Origin of the sequence: Gluconacetobacter diazotrophicus PA1 5 (assembly GCF_000021325.1) — a bacterium.
GTDB lineage: Bacteria > Pseudomonadota > Alphaproteobacteria > Acetobacterales > Acetobacteraceae > Gluconacetobacter > Gluconacetobacter diazotrophicus.
In genome coordinates this window covers 1,451,231-1,475,752 of record NC_011365.1, presented here as the reverse complement: position 1 = coordinate 1,475,752, position 24,522 = coordinate 1,451,231, and the positions used below count along the sequence as shown (strand labels likewise).

Here is a 24,522-nt window from a genome sequence, read left to right as displayed (position 1 = left end):
GATGAGCCTGCCAGGACACGCACCCAAGCCTGCTGCCTCGCGCCGGGGACTCCTCCGGGGCGGGCTGGGCCTGTTGACGGTGGCGGCCGCCGGGCCGCTGGGCGCCTGTTCGTCGGACCCCGCGTTCTATGCGCTCGCCCCATGGCCCGGCGCGGCGCAGGGCGGCGCCCCGATGGTGATCGAGGTCCGGACCCCCAACGTGGCCGTATCGCTGGATCGTGACCGGATCGTGCGGAGCGATGGCGATTACCGCGTGCGCCTGGCCGACGGCGCGGCGTGGAGCGAATCGCTGCCTGGCATGATCGCCCATGTCCTGACCGCCGATCTGCAGCAGCGCCTGCCCGGCAGCACGGTCTTCGCCCAGAACGATGCCGTGGCGGCGCCGGCGCAGGCCGCCGTCGAACTGACGGTGACGCGCTTTGCCCGTGACGCCGCCGGTCAGGCGGTGCTGGGCGGCAGCCTGGCGGTCCATCGGGTCGGTACAGGCGGTGCGGGAGAGGGTGGGGCGGCATCCAGCGTGCTGGCGCTCGCCCTGTCGCCACAGGGATCGGATACGGGCAGCCTGGTGGCGGCGCTCAGTACCCTGCTGGGTCAGGTGGCCGACCAGGCGGCGGCGCAGTTGCGCGTGCTGGGGCCCGTGCCCCCGCCGGCCTGACGACATGGCCGGGCACTGCCCGGCCCCCTTTGAACGTTCACCACGAAAAAGGGCGCCTTGCGGCGCCCTGCTTCGTTTCCAATCCCGATTCGCGGTGGATCAGAGCTTCTCGACCTGGCTGTATTCCAGGTCCACCGGCGTCGAGCGACCGAAGATCGAGACGCTGACCTTGAGGCGCGCCTTGTCCTCGTCCACTTCCTCGATCGTGCCGTTGAACGAGGTGAACGGCCCATCGGACACGCGGACCTGCTCGCCGATCTCGAAGGTGATGGAGGGGCGGGGGCGTTCCACGCCTTCCTGCGCCTGCTTCATGATCCGGTCGGCCTCGGCGCCGGAAATCGGCGAGGGACGGGTCTTGCTGCCCAGGAAGCCGGTCACCTTCGGCGTATCCTTGACCAGATGCCAGGCCTCGTCGGTCAGCTCCATGTTGACCAGGACGTAGCCGGGGAAGAACTTCCGCTCGGCGCTGACCTTCTGGCCGCGCCGGACCTCGACCACTTCCTCGGAAGGAACCAGCACGTCACCAAAATGGTCGGACAGGCCCTTCTGCGCGGCCTGCTCCTTGATGTGCTGGGCGATCTTCTTTTCGAAGCCTGAATAGACGTGAACGACGTACCAACGTTTTGCCATGGTCCGGCCCTCAGCCTCCAAGCCCAAAGAGTTCCCGTACGCCCAGGCCGATGATCTGGTCGACGACAAAGAAAAACACCGACGTCATGGCGGCCATGGCCAGAACCGCGCCCGTCGTCACCAGCGTGGCGCGACGCGTGGGCCATGTGACCTTGCCCGCTTCGGCGCGGACGTCTTGCACAAATTTCGCGGGACTGACCGACACGAAACACCCTTCTTGTAACACCACGCCACCGTCCATCCGGAAAGGGCGGACGGGGCCGAAAATCACCTCAACTGCATGTCGGGGCGCCACCTTTGCCCGGACGGAACAGATCCGACCGGGGCGGTCTGGCAGGGGTGGAGGGTCTCGAACCCGCAACCTCCGGTTTTGGAGACCGGCGCTCTAGCCAATTGAGCTACACCCCTGCATGCCGCCTTCGGCGCCGACCAAGAAATAGCGGAAAGCTGGTTTCTTGGCCACCCGTGCGAACCCGGCGCAGGCAGCGGAAAAAAGTATGACCGGGCGGCAAAGTCAAGGGGGGCCGATGCAATTCCCTGCCGCGACGGGCCGGAACCCGCGAACCGGCATGACGACACCGGCAGGCGGGACTTGCCGCGCGGCCGGGTTCGGCGTTATGAACGTCGCCATGGGCGGGCGTAGCATAGTGGTAATGCAGTAGCCTTCCAAGCTTCTGAGGAGGGTTCGATTCCCTTCGCCCGCTCCATCTCCCCGCTGCTTTTTTCCAGAAAATCGATTCGATCCGGCTCCGGACCGGCGTGATCGCATCCGCGTGACCGGGCTGCTCGTGACTGGACTGTTCGTGACTGGGCGGCCGACGGCGGGATTCCTATTGTCGCGGGGCATGACCGACCTGTCCCCCCATCCCGCTCTGCGTTCCGATCTTCGTCCGGGCCTGGTGCTGGCCACCTGTTGCCTCAGCCTGCTGCTGGTGATGATGGACGTGACCATCGTCAATGTCGCGCTGCCGTCGATTCGCGCGGCGCTGGGCGGGCGGTTTTCGACCCTGCAATGGGTGGTGGACGCCTACACGCTGGTCGTGGCCACCCTGCTGGTCCTGGCGGGGTCGACGGCCGACCGGATCGGCCGGCGCCGCGTCTTCGTCACGGGAATCGCGATCTTCTGCCTGGGGTCGGCGCTGTGCGGCCTGGCGCCCAGCGCGCGGGCCCTGGTGATGGCGCGCGCGTTCCAGGGGCTGGGCGGCGCGATGCTGAATCCCGTGGCGCTGTCGATCATCGCCAATGTCTTCGTCACCCCCGTGGCCCGGGCGCGGGCGATCGGCATGTGGGGCGGCATGTCGGGGCTGGCACTGGCGCTGGGGCCGCTGGCGGGCGGCGTGCTGACCACGCTGGCCGGCTGGCGGGCCGTGTTCTGGGTCAACCTGCCGATCGGACTGGTGGCGATGGTCCTCAGCCTGCGCTTCATTCCCGAATCGCGGGCGGCGCGGGTACGGCCGATCGACGTGCCGGCGCAGGTGCTGATCGCCCTGGTCCTGGCGGCGACGACCGCGGCACTGATCGAAGCCCGCAACTACGGCTGGGGCGCCCCGGCCATCCAGGCGACGCTCGCCCTCGCGGCGATGGGGATGGTGGCGCTGGTCGTGGTGGAACGCCGGCGGGCGCAGCCGCTGCTGGATCTGCGCTTCTTCCGTGCCCTGCCGTTCACCGGGGCGATCCTGATCGCGATCTGCGCCTTCGCGATCTTCAGTTCCTTCCTGTTCCTGAACACGCTGTACCTGCAGGACGTGCGCGGCCTGTCCGCCCTGCGGGCCGGGCTGTACACGCTGCCTTTCGCCATGGGGGTGATGGCCTGCGCGCCGCTGTCGGGCCGCATCGTGGGGGCGCACGGCGCGCGGTTGCCGCTGCTGCTGTCGGCGCTGGGGCTGGGGGGCGGGGCGATATTGCTGACCGGTCTGACGGCGACCACACCGCCCGCGGTGCTGCTGGCCGCCTACGGCCTGTGCGGCTGTGGATTCGGCCTGTGCAACGCGCCGATCACCAATGCGGCGGTTTCGGGCATGCCGCGCGACCAGGCGGGGCTGGCGGCGGCCCTGGCCTCGACCAGCCGGCAGATCGGCGCCCTGCTGGGGATCGCGGCATCGGGGGCGATGACGGCATCGGTCATGTCCGCCCCGGTCCAGCCGGCGCCGCTGTCATCAGCGGGCGCCGTCGTCGCGTACATGGCACTGCTGCCGGCGGCCAGCCATCGGGTCTGGTGGACCATCGTCGTCCTGGCCTGCGGCATCGCCGGCCTGGGCGTGGTGTCGACGGGCGCGCGCGCCCGGCGCAGCGCGCAGACGGTCCGCGCGCTGTTCGATGACGGGCCGCAGGCGTCCGGTTACAGGACGGACAGCACCCCGCCATCGACATAAAGCGTCTGGCCGTTGACGAAGGACGACGCGTCGGACGCCAGGAAGACCGCCGCGCCCTGCAGTTCCTCCACCCGGCCCCAGCGCCCGGCCGGCGTGCGCTTCTGCAGCCAGGCATTGAAGTCCGGGTCTTCGACCAGCGCGCGGTTCAGCGGCGTCTCGAAATAGCCGGGGCCGATGGCGTTGATCTGCAGCCCGTGCCGGGCCCAGTCGGCGCACATGCCCTTGGTCAGGTTCTTCACCGCGCCCTTGCTGGCGGTGTAGGGGGCGATTCCCGGCCGGGCCAGTTCGCACTGCACGCTGCCGATATTGATGATCTTGCCCTTGCCGCGCGGGATCATGTGCCGGGCCACCGCCGTGCCGACGAAGAAGACGCTGTCCAGGTTCGTGCGCATCAGCTCCGACCAGTCCTCGGGCGAAAACGTGTCCAGCGGCGCGCGGCGCTGAATGCCGGCATTGTTGACCAGGATGCGGATCGGGCCGTCGGCCTCCTCGATCCGCCGCACCCCGTCCTCGACCGCCGCGCGGTCGGTCACGTCGAACGCACGGGCCAGGATCGTGCGCGTCGCGCCGTCAGGCGCCGTGTCGCGCAGATGCGTGGCGGCGGCCTCCAGCCGGGCGGCGTCACGCCCGTTCAGGATCACATGAGCCCCCGCGTCGGCCAGACCGGCAGCGATTGCCAGGCCGATTCCGCCGCTGGAGCCGGTGACGAGCGCCAGGCGTCCGGTCAGGTCGAAGAGGGGGTTGGAAGGCATGATGGACGATTCCCGTTTCTGTTCTTGAGATTAAGCGGCCAACGGGACAGGAACATGGCGGCATTGTCCATATTTCCGGCGCCGCTTTGGCCGGCGCGGGACTATAAGTTTCCGTGAACGACGGGCCCGGGGCGAGCGGGAAGGGTGTGAAACGGGCATGACAGGCAGGCGGACGACAGGAACAGGCCCGACGGCTGGGCCGGAGGTGCCGGGGCAGGAAGGGCCAGGGCAGGGGATGCCGGAACACGCGATATCCGAGGCACGGCCGCGTGCCGCCCGGCCCACCATCATGGATGTCTCGGCGCGGGCGGGGGTGTCGCGCATGACGGTCTCCCGCGCCTTGCGGACGCCGGACCTGGTCCGCGAGGACACGCGGCGGGCCATCGAACGCGCCATTGCCGACCTGGGCTATGTGCCCGACCGGGCGGCCGAGGCCCTGTCGACCCGCCGCAGCGGTTTCGTCGGGCTGGTGGTGCCGACCCTGACCAACACCAATTTCGCCGATGCGGCGCGGGGGCTGACGGACATCATCCGCCGCGACGGGTACGAATTGCTGATTGGGTATACCGATTATGACGAAAACGCAATGCTGCGCCACGTGCGCGACATGCTGGGCCGCCGGGCGGAGGCCCTGATCCTGCCGGCCGGTCCGCGCGGGCCGGCGTTACGGGGCATGCTGGCGTCGGAAACCATTCCCATCGTACAGATGGCGGGCCTGGCCGGCCGGCCGGTCCATCGCATGGTCGGCTATTCGAACCGCGAGGCCGGGCGCATGGCCGCGCACCACCTGATCGCGCTGGGCCATACGCGCATCGGTGCCCTGGGGGCGGAGGGTGACGGCCTGTCCTGCGATCATCGCGGCGGCGAGCGGCTGGCGGGCTTCGCCGAGGCCCTGCGTGAGGCCGGACTGTCCGACGCGCTTGTGCTGCGCATGGGCAATCCGCCGATTTCCTTTACCCATGGCGCGCAGGCCATGGGGCATCTGCTGGACCGGGAACCGGACGTGCAGGCGGTGTTCGCGGTGTCCGACCTGGTGGGGGTCGGCGCGCTGATGGAATGCCACCGAAGGGGCGTGCGCGTTCCGCAGGATATATCGCTGATCGGGTTCGGCGGGTTCGAGGTCGGCCGCCAGATGGTGCCCGCCCTGACCACGGTCGCGGTCGATTTCCGCGCGATGGGCGAACGGACGGGGCGCATGGTGCTGGACCTGCTGGCCGGCCGCCCCGGGGTGCCCCGCATCGTCGATCTGGGCGTGGCGCTGGTCGAACGCGAAACGACGGCCTTCCGTCCGTCCGCGCTGTCCATCACCGCCTGAAGGACCGCGGGCCGAACAGGCGCCCGCGCGCCCGCTGCAATGGCGGTGCCAACGGCGGAGCGGAAGGCGTTGCCAGGCGCGCGGGACCGCGTCATTGTCCCATCAGGCTTGTTGCGTGGGGCGGGGCGGCATGCTAGACGCCCCGCCAACGATGGACAGGACATGAAACGGCGGACAGGACCGATTCCGGGGCCGCCGCACGTCATAATGTTCAGGATCTTGGGATGGAAAGGCCGACCGTGGTTTCGGGTGGAACGACAACAATATCGATCGCCTCCGTCGCCAATGGCCTTCCGGGTCGTTACGCAACGGCACTCTATGAACTGGCCGCCGACCGGTGGCTGCTGAACGAGGTCCTGCCCCAGGCCGAGGCCCTGCGCGGCCTGATCGACGGCAACGCCGATTTCCGGGCCCTTCTGAGCGACCGCACCCTCGACATCAAGGACATCACCCGCGCGCTGCTGGCGGTGCTCGATGCCCAGGGGTTCGGCGCAACCATCCGCCATTTCGTGGGCGTCATCGCCCGCAACCGCCGCCTGTCCCAGCTGCCGGCCATCCTCGACGCGCTGCGGGCGATCGCCGCCGCCAAGCGCGGGGAAGAGGTGGCTGAAGTTGTCTCGGCCCAGCCCCTGACGGACTTGCAGCGCGTCCAGCTTCAAAGCCGCCTCGCCGAGGCCGGCTATTCCAGGGTCAACATTCAGGAGCGTGTCGATGCGGCGCTGCTGGGCGGCCTGGTCGTGCGCGTCGGCGCGCGCCTGTACGACACCAGCCTCCGGTCCCGCCTGACCCGCCTGCACCACGCCATGAAGGGAGCCGCGTGATGGAAATCCGCCCCGCCGAGATTTCGGATATCCTCAAGCAGCAGATCGCCACGTTCGACACGCCGGTTGATATTGCCGAGACGGGCACGATCCTGTCGGTCGGCGACGGCATCGCCCGCGTCTACGGCCTGCAGAACGTGCAGGCCGGCGAAATGGTCGAATTCCCGGGATCGGGCCAGCGCGGCATGGCGCTGAACCTGGAAAACGACAATGTCGGCGTCGTGATCTTCGGCGATGACGCCGACATGCGCGAAGGCGACACCGTCTCGCGCACCGGCGCGGTGGTCGAGGTCCCGACCGGCAAGGCCCTGCTGGGCCGCGTGGTCGACGGCCTGGGCAACCCGATCGACGGCAAGGGACCGCTGGTCGGCGACGTCGTCATGAAGCGCGCCGACGTCAAGGCGCCCGGCATCATGCCGCGCCAGTCGGTCGGCGAGCCGATGCAGACCGGAATCAAGGCGATCGACGCCCTGGTGCCCATCGGACGCGGCCAGCGCGAACTGATCATCGGCGACCGCCAGACCGGCAAGACGGCCATCCTGATCGACACCATCGTCGCGCAGAAGTCGGTCAACGCCCTGGGCGACGACAAGAAGTCGCTGTACTGCATCTATGTCGCCATCGGCCAGAAGCGCTCGACGGTGGCCCAGCTGGTCCGCACGCTGGAGGAAACCGGCGCGATGGAATATTCCATCGTCGTCGCCGCCACCGCGTCCGACCCGGCGCCGATGCAGTACCTGGCCCCGTACGCCGCCTGCGCCATGGGCGAATATTTCCGCGACAACGGCATGCATGCCCTGATCGTGTATGACGACCTGTCCAAGCAGGCCGTGGCCTATCGCCAGATGTCGCTGCTGCTGCGCCGCCCGCCGGGCCGCGAGGCCTATCCGGGCGATGTGTTTTACCTGCATTCCCGCCTGCTGGAACGCGCGGCGAAGATGTCGGATGAATACGGCGCGGGTTCGCTGACGGCGCTGCCGGTCATCGAAACCCAGGCCGGCGACGTTTCGGCCTATATCCCGACCAACGTGATCTCGATCACCGACGGCCAGGTGTTCCTGGAAACCGACCTGTTCTATCGCGGCATCCGCCCGGCGGTGAATGTCGGCGGTTCGGTGTCGCGCGTCGGCTCGGCCGCGCAGATCAAGGCGATGAAGCAGGTCGCCGGCAAGATCAAGCTGGAACTGGCGCAGTACCGCGAAATGGCGGCGTTCTCGCAGTTCGCGTCCGACCTCGATCCCGCCACGCAGAAGCAGCTTGCGCGCGGCGCGCGGCTGGTCGAACTGCTGAAGCAGCCCGAAACCTCGCCCCTCGCGGTCGAGGAGCAGGTGTGCGTCCTGTTCGCGGGCACTCGCGGCTTCATTGACGCGGTGCCGGTGGACAAGGTGAGCAGCTACGAGCGCCAGCTGCTGGCCGAACTGCACACCGGCGGCAAGGAAATCCTGGAATCGATCCGCACTGAGCGGCAGATCACCAAGGATAATGACACGCGCCTGACCGACTTCCTGACGAGCTTCGGCCGTCAGTTCGCGGGCTGAAGGCGGACAGGCACCCATGGCATCCCTCAAGGACCTTCGCGCGCGGATCGGCAGCGTCAAATCGACGAGGAAGATCACCAGCGCCATGAAGATGGTGGCGGCGGCCAAGCTGCGCCGGGCCCAGGGCCGGGCAGAGGCCGCACGCCCCTATGCGGCGGCGATGCGCAGGATGCTCGCGGAACTGGGCGCCAGCGTCCGCAATGAAGCCGGCCTGCCGCAGCTTCTGGCCGGGACGGGGAAGGACAAGGTCCATCTCCTGATCCCAATGACCAGCGACCGTGGACTGGCCGGCGCATTCAACGCCAACATCAACCGCACGACGCGCGACCTGATCCGCCGCCTGCAGGCCGAGGGCAAGACGATTCGCCTGCTGCCCACCGGCCGCAAGGGGTACGAATTCCTGATGCGGGAATTCTCCGACCTGATCGTGGATCATGTCCACGGGTCGGGCGGCAAGGAGGTTCCGTTCTCGGCGGCGGCCGAACTGGGCGAACGGCTGACCGCTATGCTGGAAAAGGGCGAATTCGACGTCTGCACGGTGGTCTATAACCGCTTCAACAACGTCATGTCGCAGACGCCGACCGAGATGCAGCTGATTCCGCTGGCCGTGCCGGCGAACGACACGGTTGCCTCGGGCGAGCGTGCCAGCTACGAATTCGAACCGGGCGAGGAGCAGTTGCTGTCCAGCCTGTTGCCGCGCAATCTGCAGGTCCAGCTTTACGCGACCATGCTGGAAAGCGCCGCGGGCGAACAGGGCGCGCGCATGACGGCCATGGACAACGCGACGCGCAACGCGGGCAAGGCCATCGACCGGCTGACCCTGACCTACAACCGTACCCGCCAGACCAACATCACCAACGAACTGATCGAGATCATTTCGGGCGCCCAGGCCGTCTGAATTTGATCCGGTCCCCTCGTCGCAGGAGCTGACCCATGTCGGAAACCACACAGAACGAGGCTCCTGTCGCAGCGCAGGGCGCCTCGCAGCACAGCAACATCGTCGGGCGCGTGACGCAGGTGCGCGGCGCCGTCGTCGACGTGCAGTTCGAGGGCACGCTGCCGCACATCCTCGATGCACTGCACGTGACCTTCAACGGCCAGACCGTGGTGCTGGAAGTCGCCCAGGAAATCGGCGAGCATGAAGTACGCTGCATCGCCATGGACACGACCGACGGCCTGATGCGCGGGACCGAAGTCGTGGCGACCGGCGGCCAGATCACGGTTCCCGTCGGCCCCGGCACGCTGGGCCGCATCCTGAACGTGATCGGCGAGCCGATCGACGAGCGCGGCCCGGTGAAGTCCGACAAGCGCTATCCGATCCATCGCAAGGCCCCGTCCTTCGACGAGCAGGCCGCCGCGACCGAGATCCTGGTCACGGGCATCAAGGTCGTCGACCTGCTGTGCCCGTACCTGAAGGGCGGCAAGGTCGGCCTGTTCGGCGGCGCCGGCGTGGGCAAGACCGTCATCATCCAGGAACTGATCAACAACATCGCCAAGGCCCATGGCGGCGTGTCGGTGTTCGCGGGCGTCGGCGAGCGCACGCGCGAAGGCAACGACCTGTATTACGAAATGCAGGATGCCGGCGTGATCAAGCTGGGCGAGGACACGACCGAGGGCTCGAAGGTGGCGCTGGTCTACGGCCAGATGAACGAGCCGCCGGGCGCGCGTGCGCGCATCGCGCTGTCGGGCCTGTCCCTGGCCGAGTATTTCCGTGACGAGGAAGGCCAGGACGTCCTGTTCTTCGTCGATAACATCTTCCGCTTCACGCAGGCGGGCGCCGAGGTCTCGGCCCTGCTGGGCCGTATCCCCTCCGCCGTGGGCTACCAGCCGACGCTGGCGACCGAAATGGGCGCGCTGCAGGAGCGTATCACCTCGACGAAGAAGGGATCGATCACCTCGGTGCAGGCCGTCTACGTTCCGGCCGACGATCTGACCGACCCGGCGCCGGCCGCGACCTTCGCCCATCTGGACGCGACGACGGTGCTGAACCGCTCGATCGCGGAAATGGGCATCTACCCCGCCGTCGATCCGCTGGATTCCACCTCGCGCTCGCTGGACCCCAAGATCGTGGGCGAGGAGCATTACCAGGTGGCCCGCGACGTGCAGCGTATCCTGCAGACCTACAAGTCGCTGCAGGACATCATCGCGATCCTGGGCATGGACGAACTGTCCGAGGACGACAAGCAGGTGGTGGCGCGTGCCCGCCGCATCCAGCGCTTCCTGTCGCAGCCCTTCCACGTGGCCGAAGTCTTCACCGGCGCGCCGGGCAAGCTGGTGTCGCTGGAAGACACGGTGCGTTCGTTCAAGGCGATCGTGGCCGGCGAATACGACCATCTGCCGGAAGGCGCGTTCTACATGGTCGGATCGATCGAGGAAGCGGTGGCCAAGGCCGAGAAGATGAAGGAAACGGCCTGACCGGCCCGATCCCGCGCAAGGAAGTCAGTTGATGCCGATTAAGGTCGAGATCGTCAGCCCCGAGAAGGTCCTCTTCTCGCGCGCGGTCGACATGGCGCTGATCCCGGGCCTGGAGGGCGATATCGCCGCCATGCCCGACCATGCGCCGATGATGCTGCTGCTGCGCGGTGGTGTCGTCGAACTGCATCAGGACGGGGCGGTGACGGACCGGTTCTTCGTGGCCGGCGGCTTCGCCGACATGACGGAGACAAGCTGCACCATCCTGGCCGACCAGGCGACCGCGCTGTCCGACCTGTCGGTCGAGGCGGCCCAGGCCCGTCTGGCGGAACTGGAAGCCTCGTACGACAAGGCCGACAAGATGAACGTGCCGGTGCTGGACCTGCTGATGGCCAAGATGCAGTCGGCCCGCGCGGAAATCGAAGCGGCGGGCGGCCCAGCGGTCCAGGGCGCGTAACCGCCCCCGTTTGACGCAAGACGATGGCAGCACCCTTCGGGGTGCTGTTTTCGTTTGGGGTTCGTAGAGGCCGCTTCAAAAATCCTTCAGCCCCGCCCGCGATATCCCGGCACGTCCTGCGCCGGAATCCACACGCCCTCGGGTGCCGGCCCGGTCTGCCAGAACACGTCGATCGGCATGCCGCCGCGCGGGTACCAGTACGCCCCGATCCGCAGCCAGACCGGTGACAGCAGATCGACCAGCGTGGTCGCGATCTGGATCGAGCACGCTTCGTGGAAGGCGCCATGGTTGCGGAAGCTGGTCAGGAACAGCTTCAGCGACTTGCTCTCGACGATCCACTGGTCGGGGATGTAGTCGATGACCAGATGCGCGAAATCCGGCTGCCCCGTCACCGGACACAGCGAGGTGAATTCCGGGGCGGTGAACCGGACCACGTAGCGACGTCCGGGATGCGGCGCGGGCACGCGCTCCAGCGTCGCGTCTTCCGGGCGGGCGGGTTGGATCGTGGCCTGGCCCAGCTGGGTCAGGGTCTGGCTGCCATCGTCCGGGCGGGTGGGTGCGCTCACGTCTCGTATCCTTGCGCTTGGGGGTAGGGGGGTGATGTCAGAGCGGGACCGCCGCCGTCAAGCGCCGGGTCTTCGCACCGACCGTGGCCCATGATAACAGGACGGAATGGCGCGCACATCCAAAGCGGGTTTTCCCGATCCGGTCCTGATTACCACCACTGAAGACCTGACGGGGGTCGTCGAACGCCTGCGGCGCGAGCCGTTCGTTTCGATCGATACCGAATTTGTCCGCGAACGGACCTACTGGCCCGAACTGTGCCTGGTACAACTGGCCGGCCAGGACGAGGTCGTGGTGGTGGACACGCTGGCCCCGGGCATCGACCTGGCCCCGCTGGGGGTCCTGCTGGACGACCCGGAGGTCGTCAAGGTCTTCCACGCGGCGCGGCAGGATTTGGAAATCTTCCTGTACCTCTTTGGTCATTTGCCGGCCGCCCTGTTCGATACCCAGGTCGCGGCGATGGTCGCGGGGTTCGGCGACCAGGTGGGGTACGACAATCTGGTCGCCTCGCTGACCGGCGCGCATATCGACAAGGCGCACCGGTTTTCCGACTGGTCGGCGCGCCCCCTGTCCGAGGCGCAGATCGCCTACGCCGCCGCCGACGTCACGCATCTGCGGACGGTCTATCAATTGCTGCTCGAACGGCTGGAGCGCGAGGGCCGGCTGGACTGGGTGGCGTCCGACCTGGCCGTCCTGTCCGATCCCGCGACCTTCCGCCCCGATCCCGAAACCCTGTGGGAGCGGATGCGGCCCCGGACCTCGAACCGGCGCATGTTGGGCGTGCTGCGGGCCATTACCGCGTGGCGCGAGCGCGAGGCCCAGCGGGTGAACGTTCCGCGCCAGCGGCTGCTGAAGGATGAAAGCCTGCTGGAAATCGCGGCCACCGCCCCGGCGGATGTCGATGCCCTGGCCCGCATTCGCGGCGTGTCGCGCGGCTTCGCCGAAGGCAAGAGCGGCACCGGCATCCTCGAAGCCGTGGCGGCCGCCCGGGCGCTGCCCGACGGCGCCCTGCCGCGCCAGCAGAAGGGCAAGGAGGGGCCCCGCCCGTCGCCGGCGCTGGTCGCCCTGCTGAAGGTCCTGCTGGCTGCCTGCTGCGAGGAACATGACGTGGCGCCGCGGCTGGTCGCCTCGTCCGAGGACCTGGACCGCCTGGCGCTGGAGCCCGAGCCCGACCTGCCGCTGCTGCAGGGATGGCGCCGCACGGTGTTCGGTGACGAAGCCCTGGCCCTGAAGGACGGCCGGATGCTGCTGGGGGTCGATGGCACCCGCGTCAAGCGCATTCCCGCCTGACAGGTCGCGCACCTGTTTTACAGGGGTTGCGAACAGGTTATGCCCAGCCTTGTCCACAAGATTTTGTGGTGGAATGGTTGAGTCGACCACAAGATAGGCTTAATTTCCGCCTATTCTTCGTAAGGAGAGATGGGGCATGGCAATGGAATGGACCGAGGAGACGATCGCGCGTCTTCGCGAGCTTTGGCAGCAGGGGCTGTCGACGGCCGAGATCGGGCGTCAGCTTGCGGTGACGAAAAACGCGGTCGTGGGCAAGGCGCATCGTCTTGGCCTTCAGTCGCGTCCGTCCCCGATCCGCAGGCCCCCGGCACCCGCCCGGGCGATGGAACAGAAGGCGACGACCCCGACACCAGTGCCCGCAGTGGCGCCCGTTGTCGCGTCATCCCCTGCCGCTCCGACCCCCGTCGCCTCTCCGGCCATGGCGTCGGACAGCGTGACGCCCGTCGCAGCGGCGGAGCCCCGTCCGGCGACCGTGGCGCCGGCCGTCGTCGCCGAAATCCGTCCCGCGCCGCAGGGTTCCGCGCCCCCGGCTGCCGTGGCTCCGTCCTCTCCGCAGCCGGTTTCTCCGGCGCCGGCGCCGGCGACCGAAAGCAAGGCCGAAAGCACGGTGGAAGCCCGCGCGGCCACCCGGCCGGAACCGCGTGCCCCGCTGCGTGCCGTTACGGCTCCGGCCCCGCGCCGCAGCGGCCTGACCTGCTGCTGGCCGCTGGGCGACCCGGGTACGCCGGGCTTTCACTTCTGCGGCGGCACGCCGGTACCCGGCAAGCCGTACTGCGCCGAACACGCGCAGCTTGCCTATGTCAAGCTGCGCGACCGGCGGGACAACGTCGCCTGACGGCTTCGCACGCTGGAACAGGATCAAAAAAACCGTTGTGGATCGCAGGGTCCACAACGGTTTTTTTATTTTGGAAATACCGTCGTTACTGCTGCGACGTCCGCGTCGCAGCAGTCTGGCGAATGAGATCGTCCGTCAGATCGGTTCGGGCACTTCGGGCGCGACCGGGGTTTCCGGGGCCGGGACCTCGGCGGCGGCCGACGCCGGCGTGGTGATCATCTCAAGCTGGCCGGTGACCTGCCCGCCATCCTCGACCTGCAGCCGGCGGCATTTCGCCTTGCCCAGCAGGCGGCCGGTGGACCGGATGGTCAGGCTGCCGCGCACGGTCAGGGTGCCGTCGATGGTGCCGGCCAGATCCGCGTCCTCGACCTCGACCTCGCCACGGAACATGCCGCCATGGGCGACCTGCAGTTCATGGGCGTGGATCATCGTGGATTCGACCGTGCCCTCCACAACCAGGCGCTCGGCATCCTGGATGGTACCCTGCACGCTGATCCCGTGCCCCACGACCAGCGTCCGGCGTTCGGCACTGTCCTTGCGCGGCGACGCGGCCATGCCGGTGCGCGGCGGCGGAACGGCGCCGGGGCCGGGCGGCGGAGCGGGCGGGAACGGGGCACGGGCCATGGGGGCATTCTCCTTGGGCGGAACGGCAGGGGCGGACGGTGCGCCGGGACCGGATGCGGCGGCGGAACGGGGGGACGAAACACCGGCAGGCGGCGGCGGGAAGCTCGTCTGCGGACTGGCGGGACGGCCCGGGGGGGCTGCTTCGTCTTCTGGTTTGCGTCGTTTGAACAAAAGATACCCCGCTGAGTGTCGTGGGTGGGGCCGGGCGGGGGCCCGGCCGGTCGGAGGATTTTTTCGAAAAACGGTGTGGGCAACGATTACACGCCCTGATTGGGCCCGAACAAGCCTGAAGCGTCAAGCTTACGGACAAGAAATGTGTGCCATTGCGACCGTGCCGCTCCGATGTTAGCGAAAGGGCGCGTTTGATTGATGATCTTGGTTATTTAATGGCACGGCGTCGGAAAATCCGGTCCGCGCGGGAGGAATGGAATGTCTGTGACGAACGGCGACGCCGCAAAGGATTGTCGCTTCGACCTGCTGGGGATCGGCAACGCGATCATCGACGTCCTGGCACCGGTCGATCCGGCCTTCCTGACCGAGCATGACATGATTTCCGGCAGCATGATGCTGATCGACGCCGAGCGTGCCGAAGCCCTGTACAACAAGATCCATCGCGAACGCGAAATGGGCGGCGGGTCGGCTGCCAACACCTGCGTCGTGGCATCCAACATGGGCGCGCGGGTCGCCTATCTGGGCAAGGTCGCGGACGACGCCCCGGGCCGGACCTTCGCGGCCGACCTGCAGGATTCCGGCATCTTCTTTCCGTCCTCGTTCCTGACCGGCCGCATCGCGCAGGAACAGCCGACGGCGCGCTGCCTGGTACTGGTCACGCCGGACGGCCAGCGGACCATGAATACCTATCTGGGGGCCTGCGTCTCGTTCGGGCCCCAGGACGTCGTGGAGGAGGTCGTCGCCAGCGCCTGCGTGACGTATCTGGAAGGGTACCTGTTCGATCCCCCGCACGCGCAGGACGCATTCCGCCATGCCGCGTCGCTGGCCCACGGGGCAGGGCGGCAGGTGGCGCTGTCGCTGTCCGACCCGTTCTGCGTCGCCCGCCATCGCGATGCGTTCCGCGAGCTGGTGCGGGGCCATATCGACATCCTGTTCGCGAACGAGGAGGAAATCTGTTCGCTGTACCAGACCGAGGATTTCACGACGGCGATGGAGCACGCCGCCGCCGACACGCATTTCGCCGTCGTGACCCGCTCCGGCCAGGGCAGCGCCATCATCCGGGAGGGCGAGCGGATCGACGTCCCCCCCGTGGCGACGCAGGTGGTCGATACCACGGGCGCGGGTGACGCCTATGCCGCCGGCTTCCTGGCGGGCTGGACCTCGGGCCGCACGCTTGAGGAATGCGGCCGGCTGGGCAGCGTCGCGGCGTCCGAGATCATCTCGCATTACGGCGCGCGTCCGCTGGTCAACCTGCGCCAGGACATGGAACTGTAGCCTCCGGAAGGCTGCGGGGCGCGCGTCTGATACCTGCCCTGTGCGTGGCCGGGGCGCCGGCCGCGAAGTTTCGCGTGCAATCCGCGTGCGTCCCCTCTATCAACCCCGGGAATACGGAATCATCTGCGGGTCGGCCGTGGCGCAAGGTGCGCGGGCCGGCCGGCACGCCCGTCGGGTGCCCGCGAAGGAAGTCAGGTCACACACGTTATGGATATTCGCAATATCGCCATCATCGCCCACGTCGACCATGGCAAGACCACGCTGGTTGACCAGTTGCTGAAGCAGTCGGGCTCGTTCCGCGAAAACCAGCACGTCGCCGAGCGTGCGATGGACAGCAACGACCTGGAACGCGAACGCGGCATCACGATCCTGGCCAAGTGCACGTCGGTGGTGTGGAAGGACACCCGCATCAACATCATCGATACGCCGGGCCACGCCGATTTCGGCGGCGAGGTCGAGCGGATCCTCAGCATGGTGGACGGCGCCGTGGTGCTGGTGGACGCGGCCGAGGGCGCGCTGCCGCAGACCAAGTTCGTGGTCGGCAAGGCGCTGGCCCGCGGCCTGAAGCCGATCGTGGTGGTGAACAAGATCGATCGCGGCGACGCCCGCCCCGACGAAGTGCACAACGAGATCTTCGACCTGTTCGCCGCCCTGGGCGCGAACGACGAGCAGCTCGATTTCCCGATGCTCTTCGCCTCGGGCCGCCAGGGCTGGGCGGATGAGGAACTGGAGGGCGCGCGCAAGGACCTGGCCCCGATGTTCGACCTGATCGTGCGGCACGTTCCGCCGCCGCAGGTGGATAAGGACGCGCCCTTCGCCATGGTCGCCACCATCCTGGAAAACGACAACTTCCTTGGCCGCGTGCTGACCGGCCGCGTCGAGCAGGGACGCGCCAAGGTCAACATGCCGGTGCGCGTGCTGCGTCCCGACGGCTCGGTGGTCGAAACCGGACGCCTGACCAAGCTGCTGTCCTTCCGCGGACTGGAGCGCGTGCCGGTGGAGGAAGCCGAGGCCGGTGACATCGTCGCGGTCGCGGGCCTGTCCGAGGCGACCATTCCCGAAACCATCGCCTCGCCCGAAATCACCGAGCCGCTGGCCTCGACCCCCGTCGATCCGCCGACCCTGTCGATGACCTTCCGCCTGAATGACGGCCCGCTGGGCGGCCGCGAGGGCAAGAAGGTGACGTCGCGCCAGATCCGCGACCGCCTGTTCAAGGAAACCGAGGGCAACATCGCCATCCGCGTGACCGACAGCCCCGAAAGCGAGGCGTTCGAGGTCGCGGGCCGTGGCGAACTGCAGCTTGGCGTGCTGATCGAGCAGATGCGCCGCGAGGGTTTCGAACTGACCATCGGCCGCCCCCGGGTGCTGTTTCGCACCAACGAGGAGACCGGCGAGCGCGAAGAGCCGTTCGAAGAGGTCCTGATCGACGTCGACGAGCCCTATTCGGGCGTGGTGGTCGAGAAGATGGCGCAGCGCAAGGGCCTGATGCAGGACATGCAGCCGTCGGGCGGCGGCAAGGTGCGCCTGACCTTCCTGATCCCGTCGCGCGGCCTGATCGGCTATCACGGCGAATTCCTGACCGACACGCGCGGCACGGGCATCATGAACCGGCTGTTCGCCGGCTACCAGCCCTGGGCCGGCGCGATCGAGGGGCGTCGCAACGGGTCTCTGATCTCGTCGGAAGACGGGGCGACGACGCAGTACTCGCTGTTCTCGTTGCAGGAGCGCGGGACCCTGTTCGTCGATGCGGGCGAAAAGGTCTATGTCGGCATGATCATCGGCGAGCATTCGCGTGAGAACGACCTGGAAGTGAATCCGGTCCGCGAAAAGAAGCTGACGAACATCCGCGCCGCCGGCAAGGACGACGCGCTGCTGCTGACCCCGCCCCGGAAGATGAGCCTGGAACAGGCGATCGCCTATATCGAGGACGACGAACTGGTCGAGGTCACGCCCAGCGCGGTGCGAATCCGCAAGCGCTACCTGGACCCGCATGAGCGCAAGAAGCGCGACCGCCAGGGCGCCTCGGCCTGACCGCGTCCCGCTTTAACCGGGCGTTTTCAAGGTGTTTCCACGTGGTCGGGTGATCCGCCCGGCCACGTGCCGGCCACGGGCCCGGACATATTTCGGAAGTGATATAATTCGTAATGTTTTTATAATTGCGAATCCGTGGCCCTGACGGCACAACCCTATCCTGGGGTTTTTCTTGATAAATTTTAATGCGAGACGGACGCGGTGCGGCGTGCTAGCAACGGCGGGCACGGACCGTGTGCGGCGCTGTACTTTTGCCCGACTTGGGAAAGCCTCTCCGATTACTGGTCTGGGCCTTGGGATGACGTCCTGATTCTGGAGAGATTCAATGATCGTTTCGACTCGTCGGTTCTTGGCCGCCGTTGCTACCGTTGCCCTGATGGGCGCCGCTGTCCCGGCGATGGCGCAGGAAACCCCGGCGGCTCCGGCAGCGCCCGCCGCCCCGGCCGCGCCCGAGGCTGCTCCGGCCGCGCCGGCCACCCCGGCTGCTCCGGCGACTTCCAGCGAAGCGCCGAAGAAGCACTCGCATCACGGCTCGCACCACAAGAAGGCCACCGCGCCTTCCAAGTGATCGGCTGATCGCACGGCGGCGGGGCTTCGGCCCTGCCGGCACGAAAGAGCGGGGACGGTTTGCCGTCCCCGCTTTTTTTGTCACCGCCGCATGCCGGGACGATCAGAAACCCAGCACGGCGTCGCCGCCGAACGTGAACACGCCCGTGTTCCGTCCGTCGTTGAAGGGCGTCGTGCCGTTCAGCGACCGGTCGAAGCGGATTTCGGGCCGGATCTCGAACACCCGGATATGGTGGCCCAGATCCGGCTTGTAGGTGACGCCCAGCGTCAGTTCGCCATAGGTGGTCGGCGGGGCGGATTCCGCGGGGGCGGGAATGCCGGCGACGGCCTGCATATAGGCCCGGTTGGTCAGGAAGCTGGCGACGAACAGGCCGGTATTGTCGCGATAGATTTCGCCGCGATAATTGAAGGTCAGGGTCGGCGTGATCTTGTAGCTGAGGAAGCTGACGAAGCTGGTCGTATCCGCCCGCAGCCCGTCATCGTGCAGGTAGTTGAATTCGCCGGTGACCGACAGCTTGTCCGTGATGGCATAGGTCGCGTTGATATCGTTCCAGAATCGATTCAGGTGATTGGCGGGCGAGCCCAGGACCTTCACCGAATCTTCGGGTCCGACACGGCTGAGTTCGATGATGGTCAGTTTGCCGTGTGCCAGGTTGTTCAGGTTGAAGCCGAAATAGCCGGCCGGTGCGTCATTGTTGTCGCTGCGGCCGAACGTCGTCTGGTTGCCGGTATCGATGCCGAAGGTGACGTCGAGCATATCGATCACGTGCCATTTGAACATCGCGCCGACATGCTGGAACGGCACCGAATATTCCGACGTATAGGCCAGAGAATAGAAGGGCCGCGTTGTCGGGTCCAGGGTTTCGACCCCCATGGGGGCCTGCAGGATGCCCGCCTGCATGTTCAGCCCCCCCTTCGTCAGCCATGGCAGGTGGGTATCGACGTGGGCCTGGGCGGGAATGAGCTGATAGCGGTCCGACGTCATGTGGTCGGAAATGCCCAGCAGGTGGTAATAGCGTGCGTCCGAGCCGTAGAGCGCTTCGAGCGTGAAGCCGATCTGGTATTCGGCCTTCGTCGGGTCGATGGCCCTGGCAAGGGTCAGCGCCACCTGGTTGAGCTGCACCTGATTGGCGTGGTCCCCCAGGAAGTTGCCGAAATTGATGCCGTTGTCGGGCCGGGCGGGATTGGCGTCGATGCCGCCCTCGATCTGCCCGGTCAGGGTTATGCCCTGCAGCCAGGCATCGAAATCGGATGAGGGGCCGGATTTCTGGAAGATGGTCACCTGGGCGCGCGCGGCAACGGGTTTCAGGGCCACGGCCACGCCGACGGAACACACGATAATCGTAAGGACATGAGATATCAGCTTCATGGAATCTTCCCATTCCGTACAATAGGCGCCCATTGTCCGAATGCGAAATAATCGTCGACCGACCGAGCGCGTATGTCGGATATATATGAGGATAAAATAATTTATATTGTTTGTTTGTGCCCGAGAAAATCTCGTGCGTTATTATGTATTGCTTAAATATTACTGTATTTTTCTGATATTAACGGGTGGCGCATGACGCGCCGCCCGTTTCCGGAACGATCAGCTTATCTTTTCGCCATGGAGGGACATGTCGAGACCCTGCTGTTCCTGTTCGGTGGTGACGCGCAGGCCGATGGCGAGGTCGACGATCTTCAGCAGGATGAAGGTCACGACGCCGCACCAGACGATGGTGACGCCCACGGCCTTGGCCTGGGTGACGAACTGCGCGAACGACCCCACGACCCCGGCGGGGTTGGCGTCGGTGGCCGAAAGCGGGCCATAGGCCAGCACACCGGTCAGCAGCGCGCCCAGGATGCCGCCGATGCCATGCACGCCGAAGGCGTCCAGGCTGTCGTCATAGCCCAGCATGTGCTTCAGCGACGTCGCCGCGAAATAGCACACGGCGCCCGTGATCAGGCCGATGACCAGCGCCCCGCCCGGCAGCACGAAGCCGGCGGCGGGCGTGATCGCGACCAGGCCCGCCACCGCGCCGGAAATGATGCCCAGCACCGTCGGCTTGCCGGTGCGGGCCCATTCGGCCAGCATCCAGGACAGGCCGGCGGCGGCGGTCGCGATCTGCGTCGTCGCCATCGCCATGCCGGCGCGGCCGTTGGAGCCCACGGCCGACCCGGCATTGAAGCCGAACCAGCCGACCCATAGTAGCGACGCGCCGATGACGGCATAGGTCAGGTTGAAGGGCGACATATCGTCCTGGCCGTAGCCCTGCCGCTTGCCCAGCACCAGCGCCGTGACCAGGCCTGCGATGCCGGCATTGATGTGCACCACGGTGCCGCCGGCGAAATCGACGGCGCCGAACCCCGCGACCCAGCCCAGCGGGCTCCAGACCCAGTGGGCGATCGGCGCATAGACCAGCAGCGACCACAGGATGGTGAAGACGCACAGCGCGCTGAACTTCATGCGCTCGGCAAACGAGCCGGCGATCAGCGCCGGGGTGATGATCGCGAACGTCATCTGGAACATCATGAAGACGCTCTCGGGGATTGTCATCACCGTGGCGTTGGCCGACCCCAGCCCCAGCGTGAAGCCGACATCGGACCCCTTGGAAATCTGCGCGCCGATGCCGTTCAGCATGAAGCGGGACAGATCGCCGATATAGGGCGACCCGGTGCCGAACGTCAGGCTGTAGCCCGCGACCATCCACAGGACGGTGATGATGCAGCAGATGGCGAAGGACTGCATCAGCGTGGCCAGCACGTTCTTCTTGCGGACCATGCCGCCATAGAACAGGGCCAGGCCCGGCACGGTCATCATCAGCACCAGCGCGGTGCTGGTCAGCATCCAGGCGGTATCGCCGGTGTTGATCGGGGGAGGAGGGGCCGGATCGGCGGCGGATGCGATCGACGGGGCGGCCAGCAGGGCCATCGCGGCGGCCGGGGCCGCCAGCGTCAATCGTCTGAAGCAGGAATTTGACCCGTTCACAAGGCAATCTCCCCGGTTTCATTCGTACGGATACGAATGGCCTGTTGCAGTTCAAGAACAAACATCTTGCCGTCCCCGATCGTGCCGGTATGGGCGGCGGCACGAATGGTATCGAGCGCCTGATCCAGCATCGAATCGGCCACCGCGACTTCGATTTTCACTTTTGCCACGAACTGGATCTGATATTCCGCGCCGCGATAGATCTCCGTCTGTCCCTTCTGGCGGCCATATCCTTTGACTTCGGTAACGGTCAGTCCCTGGATGCCGATGGTGCCCAGGGCTTCGCGGACATCGTCGAGTTTGAATGGCTTGATAATGGCTATAATGAATTTCATGTCTTCCTCGCAGGCGAATATGTCTCCAGGAAAGCTGCGATGCTTGCATTCGCCAAAACGTTTCGAAGCAAGACCGTTCTGAAGCCGCTACCGGATTTCCATGTCGTCAAAAAACCGTCGTGCAACAAAAAAGTGATGGGATGACGACAACCATGTCGTCATCAGGCGTTTCGGAAAATCCGAATGATGGACGCCGGTCCATCAAACGCATCCGGAAACGCTGGTTGCATCGATTGTGAAATAAAAAAGGCATGGTGTGGGGCCGCGATCCGATTTAGGGCGCGTACCGCATGAAAACCTGCCCGGCCGGAACACATACAGTAATGAAAGCCGTTTGACTTGGGCGATACAGCCCCCTGCCTTGGGGCGGGCAGGGGGCGACCGGCGCGGATCGCGATCCTTCAGGAAGCGTAGCGGTCGATCGACAGGTCCAGGTGTGGAATGTTCGGCCGCCGGCCGGCGATCAGGTCGGCCAGCATGTGTCCGGACCCGCAGGCCATGGTCCAGCCCAGGGTGCCGTGGCCCGTATTCAGCCACAGATTGCGGAAACGTCCCGACGGGCCGACCACCGGGGTGCCGTCCGGCGTATTGGGGCGCAAGCCGGTCCAGTAGGTGGCGCGGCCCAGGTCGCCGCCGCCGAACAGGTCCGAAAAGGAGAGTTCCAGCGTTTCGCGCCGGTCGGGGCTCAGCCGCAGATCGTATCCCGTCAGTTCCGCGGTGCCGCCGATGCGGATACGGTCGCCCAGCCGGGTCATGGCGACCTTGTACGTCTCGTCATTCACGGTCGAGACGGGGGCCCGATCCGGGTCGGTCAGGGGCACGGTCAGGGAATAGCCCTTGACCGGATAGACCGGCAACCGGATTCCCATCGGCCGCAGCAGCAGCGGCGAATAGCTGCCCAGCGCCACGACGTATGCATCGCCCGTCATCCGGCCGGTGGACGTGCGGACGCCCAGGATCTCGGACGCGCTGGCATCCAGCCCCTCGATGCCCGTCTCGTAGTGGAAGGTGACGCCCAGTTCTTCGGCCTTCTGCGCCAGGCGCTGGGTGAACATATGCGCGTCGCCCGATTCATCGCCCGGCAGGAACAGCCCCCCCTTCAGCAGATGCTGCGCGTGGGCCAGGCCGGGTTCGCGCCTGACGATGGCCGCCACGTCCAGCAGTTCGTGCGGTACCTCGCTTTCGGCCAGCAGGCGCATGTCCTCATGCGCGTGCTCCAGCTGCGCGTCGGTGCGGAAAAGCTGGATCAGGCCGCGCTGGCGGTCGTCATAGGTGATGCCGGTTTCCTCGCGCAGCGCCGTCAGGCAGTCGCGGCTGTATTCCGCGATCCGCAGCATCCGCGCCTTGTTGACGTCGTAGGCGTGCTCGGTGCAGTTCGTCAGCAATTGCGTCATCCAGCGGAACATCGCGAAATCGATGCGCGCGCGGATGACCAGCGGGCTGTGCTTCTGCAGCATCCAGCCCAGCGCCTTGCGCGGCAGGCCGGGCATGGCCCAGGGCGTGGAATAGCCGGGTGAGACCTGGCCGGCATTGGCGAAGGAGGTTTCCATCGCCGCCGCGGGCTGCCGGTCGACCACTTCGACCTCATGGCCCAGTTTCGCCAGATACCAGGCCGAGGTGACACCGATGACCCCGGCCCCCAGAACGATGACCTTCACCCGTTGCATCCTTTCCGCGACCGGTCGTCGCGATAGAGACGATGATACCGTGCGCCCAGCCCCGTCAGCAGTTCGTAGCCGATGGTTCCGGCGGCAGCGGCGGCGGAATCGATGGAATGATGCGGACCGATCAGGTCCAGCGCCGTGCCGGCGTCCAGGGGGGCGTCGCCGATGTCGGTCACGTCCACCGCCAGGCAATCCATGGAAATCCGGCCGATGATCGGCAGCTTCGCCGCCGGCCGTTCGGGCAGGACCGCATGGCCGTGGCCGCCCGCGGCGCGGGGAAATCCGTCGCCGTACCCCACCGCCAGCGTCGCGATCCGGCTGGGCCGGTCGGCGATGAAGGCTGCGCCGTATCCGACTGCCGTCCCGGGGCCGATCCAGCGCGTCTGCACGATGCGCGCCTGCAGGCGGACCACCGGCTGCATCGGATTCGGCCAGCCCGGCGTGGGATTGATGCCGTACAGCGCGGCGCCCGGGCGCACCATGTCGAAATGCCAGTCGCTGCCCATGAACAGGCCGGACGACGCGGCCAGGCTGGCGGGCGCCGCCGGCAGCCTGGCCCGCAGGCGCAGGAAGGCCGCGCGCTGCGCGTGGTTGGAGGGGTGGGCGGGTTCGTCGGCGCAGGCCAGGTGGCTCATGACCAGCAGCGGCGTGATCCCGGCCAGGGAACCGTCCCGCGCCGCCAGGGCATCCACATCCGCGTCCGACAGGCCGAAGCGTGACATGCCGCTATCGACCTGCAGCGCGGCAGGCAGGTCCCTGCCGGCCTGCCGGGCCAGGTCGCGCCAGCGCGCGATCTGTTCCAGGCTGTTCAGCACCGGCACCAGTCCGTGTTCGTGCAACGCGGCTTCGGTGCCCGGCATGGCGCCGTTCAGGACGAAAATCGTGGCATCCGTGCCCAGCAGGGGCCGGATGGCAGCCCCCTCGGCCAGGTGCGCGACAAAGAAGGTACGGCACCCGGCTTCCGCCAGGACGGGCACGATGCGGGCCGCGCCGAGCCCGTACGCATCGGCCTTGACCGCCGCGCCGCATATCGTGCGGGGACCGACCCGGTCGCGCAGGATGCGGTAATTGGCGGCGACCGCGTCCAGATCGATCGTCAGGATGCCCCCCGCCCAGGCCGAAAGGGCGGCGGGCATCGGGTCCGCGGTCAGCATGGCGGGCAGGACCGCCGGTACGGCATCGTCTGGCGCGGGCTGGAACGCATCGCGGACTCCGGATGGGGGTCAGCGATGATATAACAAATTCA

Annotated in this window: 23 protein-coding genes and 2 tRNA genes; 14 read left to right on the top strand and 11 right to left on the bottom strand. The window is 67.0% G+C overall.

Features of this window, described 5'->3' with window-relative positions; all coding sequences use genetic code 11:
• The first annotated feature begins 1 nt into the window (after position 1).
• Positions 2–655, top strand: coding sequence for a PqiC family protein (locus GDIA_RS06595; RefSeq protein ID WP_012553711.1), 654 nt, complete (start codon positions 2–4; stop codon positions 653–655).
• 99 nt (positions 656–754) lie between these two features.
• Here GDIA_RS06595 and nusG read toward each other — a convergent pair whose 3' ends face one another.
• The 3 genes from nusG to GDIA_RS06580 form a co-directional block, all read right to left on the bottom strand.
• Positions 755–1,285, bottom strand: a complete 531-nt coding sequence (nusG, locus tag GDIA_RS06590; RefSeq protein ID WP_012223275.1) for a transcription termination/antitermination protein NusG — start codon at positions 1,283–1,285, stop codon at positions 755–757.
• A 10-nt stretch (positions 1,286–1,295) separates the two neighbouring features.
• Positions 1,296–1,490 carry a preprotein translocase subunit SecE gene (secE, locus tag GDIA_RS06585; RefSeq protein ID WP_041249264.1) on the bottom strand — a complete coding sequence of 65 codons (195 nt, stop codon included), beginning with the start codon at positions 1,488–1,490 and terminating at the stop codon, positions 1,296–1,298.
• 126 nt (positions 1,491–1,616) lie between these two features.
• Positions 1,617–1,693 (bottom strand) — tRNA-Trp (locus GDIA_RS06580).
• 225 nt (positions 1,694–1,918) lie between these two features.
• Here GDIA_RS06580 and GDIA_RS06575 point away from each other — a divergent pair.
• Positions 1,919–1,992 (top strand) — tRNA-Gly (locus tag GDIA_RS06575).
• A 138-nt stretch (positions 1,993–2,130) separates the two neighbouring features.
• On the top strand, positions 2,131–3,657 hold the full coding sequence (locus GDIA_RS06570) for an MFS transporter (protein WP_012553709.1): 1,527 nt from the start codon (positions 2,131–2,133) through the stop codon (positions 3,655–3,657).
• Here GDIA_RS06570 and GDIA_RS06565 read toward each other — a convergent pair.
• Entirely contained in the window at positions 3,624–4,409 is a 786-nt protein-coding gene (locus tag GDIA_RS06565; protein ID WP_012223281.1) for an SDR family oxidoreductase, read from the bottom strand. The two genes, GDIA_RS06570 and GDIA_RS06565, sit on opposite strands and share 34 nt — an antisense overlap.
• 235 nt (positions 4,410–4,644) lie before the next feature.
• Here GDIA_RS06565 and GDIA_RS06560 point away from each other — a divergent pair, with 235 nt between their 5' ends.
• The 6 genes from GDIA_RS06560 to atpC all read left to right on the top strand — a co-directional run bounded on the left by GDIA_RS06560 (position 4,645) and on the right by atpC (position 10,952).
• Positions 4,645–5,724 (top strand): LacI family DNA-binding transcriptional regulator, encoded by a 1,080-nt coding sequence (locus GDIA_RS06560; RefSeq protein ID WP_012553708.1) that lies wholly within the window; start codon positions 4,645–4,647, stop codon positions 5,722–5,724.
• A 224-nt stretch (positions 5,725–5,948) separates the two neighbouring features.
• Positions 5,949–6,545, top strand: a complete 597-nt coding sequence (gene atpH / locus GDIA_RS06555) for an ATP synthase F1 subunit delta (RefSeq protein WP_012223285.1) — start codon at positions 5,949–5,951, stop codon at positions 6,543–6,545.
• Positions 6,545–8,083, top strand: coding sequence for a F0F1 ATP synthase subunit alpha (gene atpA / locus GDIA_RS06550; RefSeq protein ID WP_012553707.1), 1,539 nt, complete (start codon positions 6,545–6,547; stop codon positions 8,081–8,083). Before atpH ends, atpA begins: the two co-directional genes overlap by 1 nt.
• 16 nt (positions 8,084–8,099) lie before the next feature.
• The gene (locus GDIA_RS06545; RefSeq protein WP_012223289.1) at positions 8,100–8,981 is read left to right on the top strand and encodes a F0F1 ATP synthase subunit gamma; all 882 of its coding nucleotides are present in this window, start codon (positions 8,100–8,102) and stop codon (positions 8,979–8,981) included.
• 35 nt (positions 8,982–9,016) lie between these two features.
• A complete protein-coding gene (gene atpD / locus GDIA_RS06540; RefSeq protein WP_012223291.1) occupies positions 9,017–10,498 on the top strand; it encodes a F0F1 ATP synthase subunit beta in 1,482 nt (493 codons plus the stop codon).
• Positions 10,499–10,529: 31 nt separating this feature from the next.
• Positions 10,530–10,952, top strand: a complete 423-nt coding sequence (gene atpC / locus GDIA_RS06535; RefSeq protein WP_012553706.1) for an ATP synthase F1 subunit epsilon — start codon at positions 10,530–10,532, stop codon at positions 10,950–10,952.
• Between the two features lie 86 nt (positions 10,953–11,038).
• Here the strand turns inward: atpC and queF are convergent, their stop codons facing one another.
• On the bottom strand, positions 11,039–11,518 hold the full coding sequence (gene queF / locus GDIA_RS06530) for a preQ(1) synthase (protein ID WP_012223295.1): 480 nt from the start codon (positions 11,516–11,518) through the stop codon (positions 11,039–11,041).
• Between the two features lie 106 nt (positions 11,519–11,624).
• Between queF and rnd the strand changes: the two genes are divergently transcribed.
• Positions 11,625–12,806 carry a ribonuclease D gene (gene rnd, locus GDIA_RS06525; RefSeq protein ID WP_012223297.1) on the top strand — a complete coding sequence of 394 codons (1,182 nt, stop codon included), beginning with the start codon at positions 11,625–11,627 and terminating at the stop codon, positions 12,804–12,806.
• A gap of 136 nt (positions 12,807–12,942) precedes the next feature.
• Positions 12,943–13,641: a GcrA family cell cycle regulator gene (locus tag GDIA_RS06520; RefSeq protein WP_012223302.1), complete on the top strand. Its 699-nt coding sequence runs from the start codon at positions 12,943–12,945 to the stop codon at positions 13,639–13,641.
• A gap of 135 nt (positions 13,642–13,776) precedes the next feature.
• On the opposite strand, the gene GDIA_RS06515 is transcribed toward GDIA_RS06520, so the two are convergent.
• Positions 13,777–14,436, bottom strand: a complete 660-nt coding sequence (locus tag GDIA_RS06515) for a bactofilin family protein (RefSeq protein ID WP_244455113.1) — start codon at positions 14,434–14,436, stop codon at positions 13,777–13,779.
• Between the two features lie 258 nt (positions 14,437–14,694).
• Between GDIA_RS06515 and GDIA_RS06510 the strand changes: the two genes are divergently transcribed.
• From GDIA_RS06510 to GDIA_RS06500, 3 genes are all read left to right on the top strand, one after another.
• Positions 14,695–15,711, top strand: a complete 1,017-nt coding sequence (locus GDIA_RS06510; protein WP_012223305.1) for an adenosine kinase — start codon at positions 14,695–14,697, stop codon at positions 15,709–15,711.
• 207 nt (positions 15,712–15,918) lie between these two features.
• A complete protein-coding gene (typA, locus tag GDIA_RS06505; RefSeq protein ID WP_012223307.1) occupies positions 15,919–17,742 on the top strand; it encodes a translational GTPase TypA in 1,824 nt (607 codons plus the stop codon).
• Between the two features lie 325 nt (positions 17,743–18,067).
• A complete protein-coding gene (locus GDIA_RS06500) occupies positions 18,068–18,310 on the top strand; it encodes a hypothetical protein (RefSeq protein ID WP_012553704.1) in 243 nt (80 codons plus the stop codon).
• Between the two features lie 102 nt (positions 18,311–18,412).
• Here GDIA_RS06500 and GDIA_RS06495 read toward each other — a convergent pair whose 3' ends face one another.
• The 5 genes from GDIA_RS06495 to alr all read right to left on the bottom strand — a co-directional run bounded on the left by GDIA_RS06495 (position 18,413) and on the right by alr (position 24,430).
• Entirely contained in the window at positions 18,413–19,678 is a 1,266-nt protein-coding gene (locus GDIA_RS06495) for an outer membrane beta-barrel protein (RefSeq protein ID WP_012553703.1), read from the bottom strand.
• A gap of 219 nt (positions 19,679–19,897) precedes the next feature.
• Positions 19,898–21,220 (bottom strand): ammonium transporter, encoded by a 1,323-nt coding sequence (locus GDIA_RS06490; protein ID WP_173363395.1) that lies wholly within the window; start codon positions 21,218–21,220, stop codon positions 19,898–19,900.
• Between the two features lie 53 nt (positions 21,221–21,273).
• Positions 21,274–21,612 carry a P-II family nitrogen regulator gene (locus GDIA_RS06485; RefSeq protein ID WP_012223313.1) on the bottom strand — a complete coding sequence of 113 codons (339 nt, stop codon included), beginning with the start codon at positions 21,610–21,612 and terminating at the stop codon, positions 21,274–21,276.
• 401 nt (positions 21,613–22,013) lie between these two features.
• The gene (locus GDIA_RS06480; protein ID WP_012223324.1) at positions 22,014–23,270 is read right to left on the bottom strand and encodes a D-amino acid dehydrogenase; all 1,257 of its coding nucleotides are present in this window, start codon (positions 23,268–23,270) and stop codon (positions 22,014–22,016) included.
• Positions 23,267–24,430, bottom strand: coding sequence for an alanine racemase (gene alr / locus GDIA_RS06475; protein WP_012553702.1), 1,164 nt, complete (start codon positions 24,428–24,430; stop codon positions 23,267–23,269). The genes GDIA_RS06480 and alr overlap by 4 nt, the downstream gene beginning before the upstream one ends.
• Positions 24,431–24,522 lie beyond the last annotated feature (92 nt).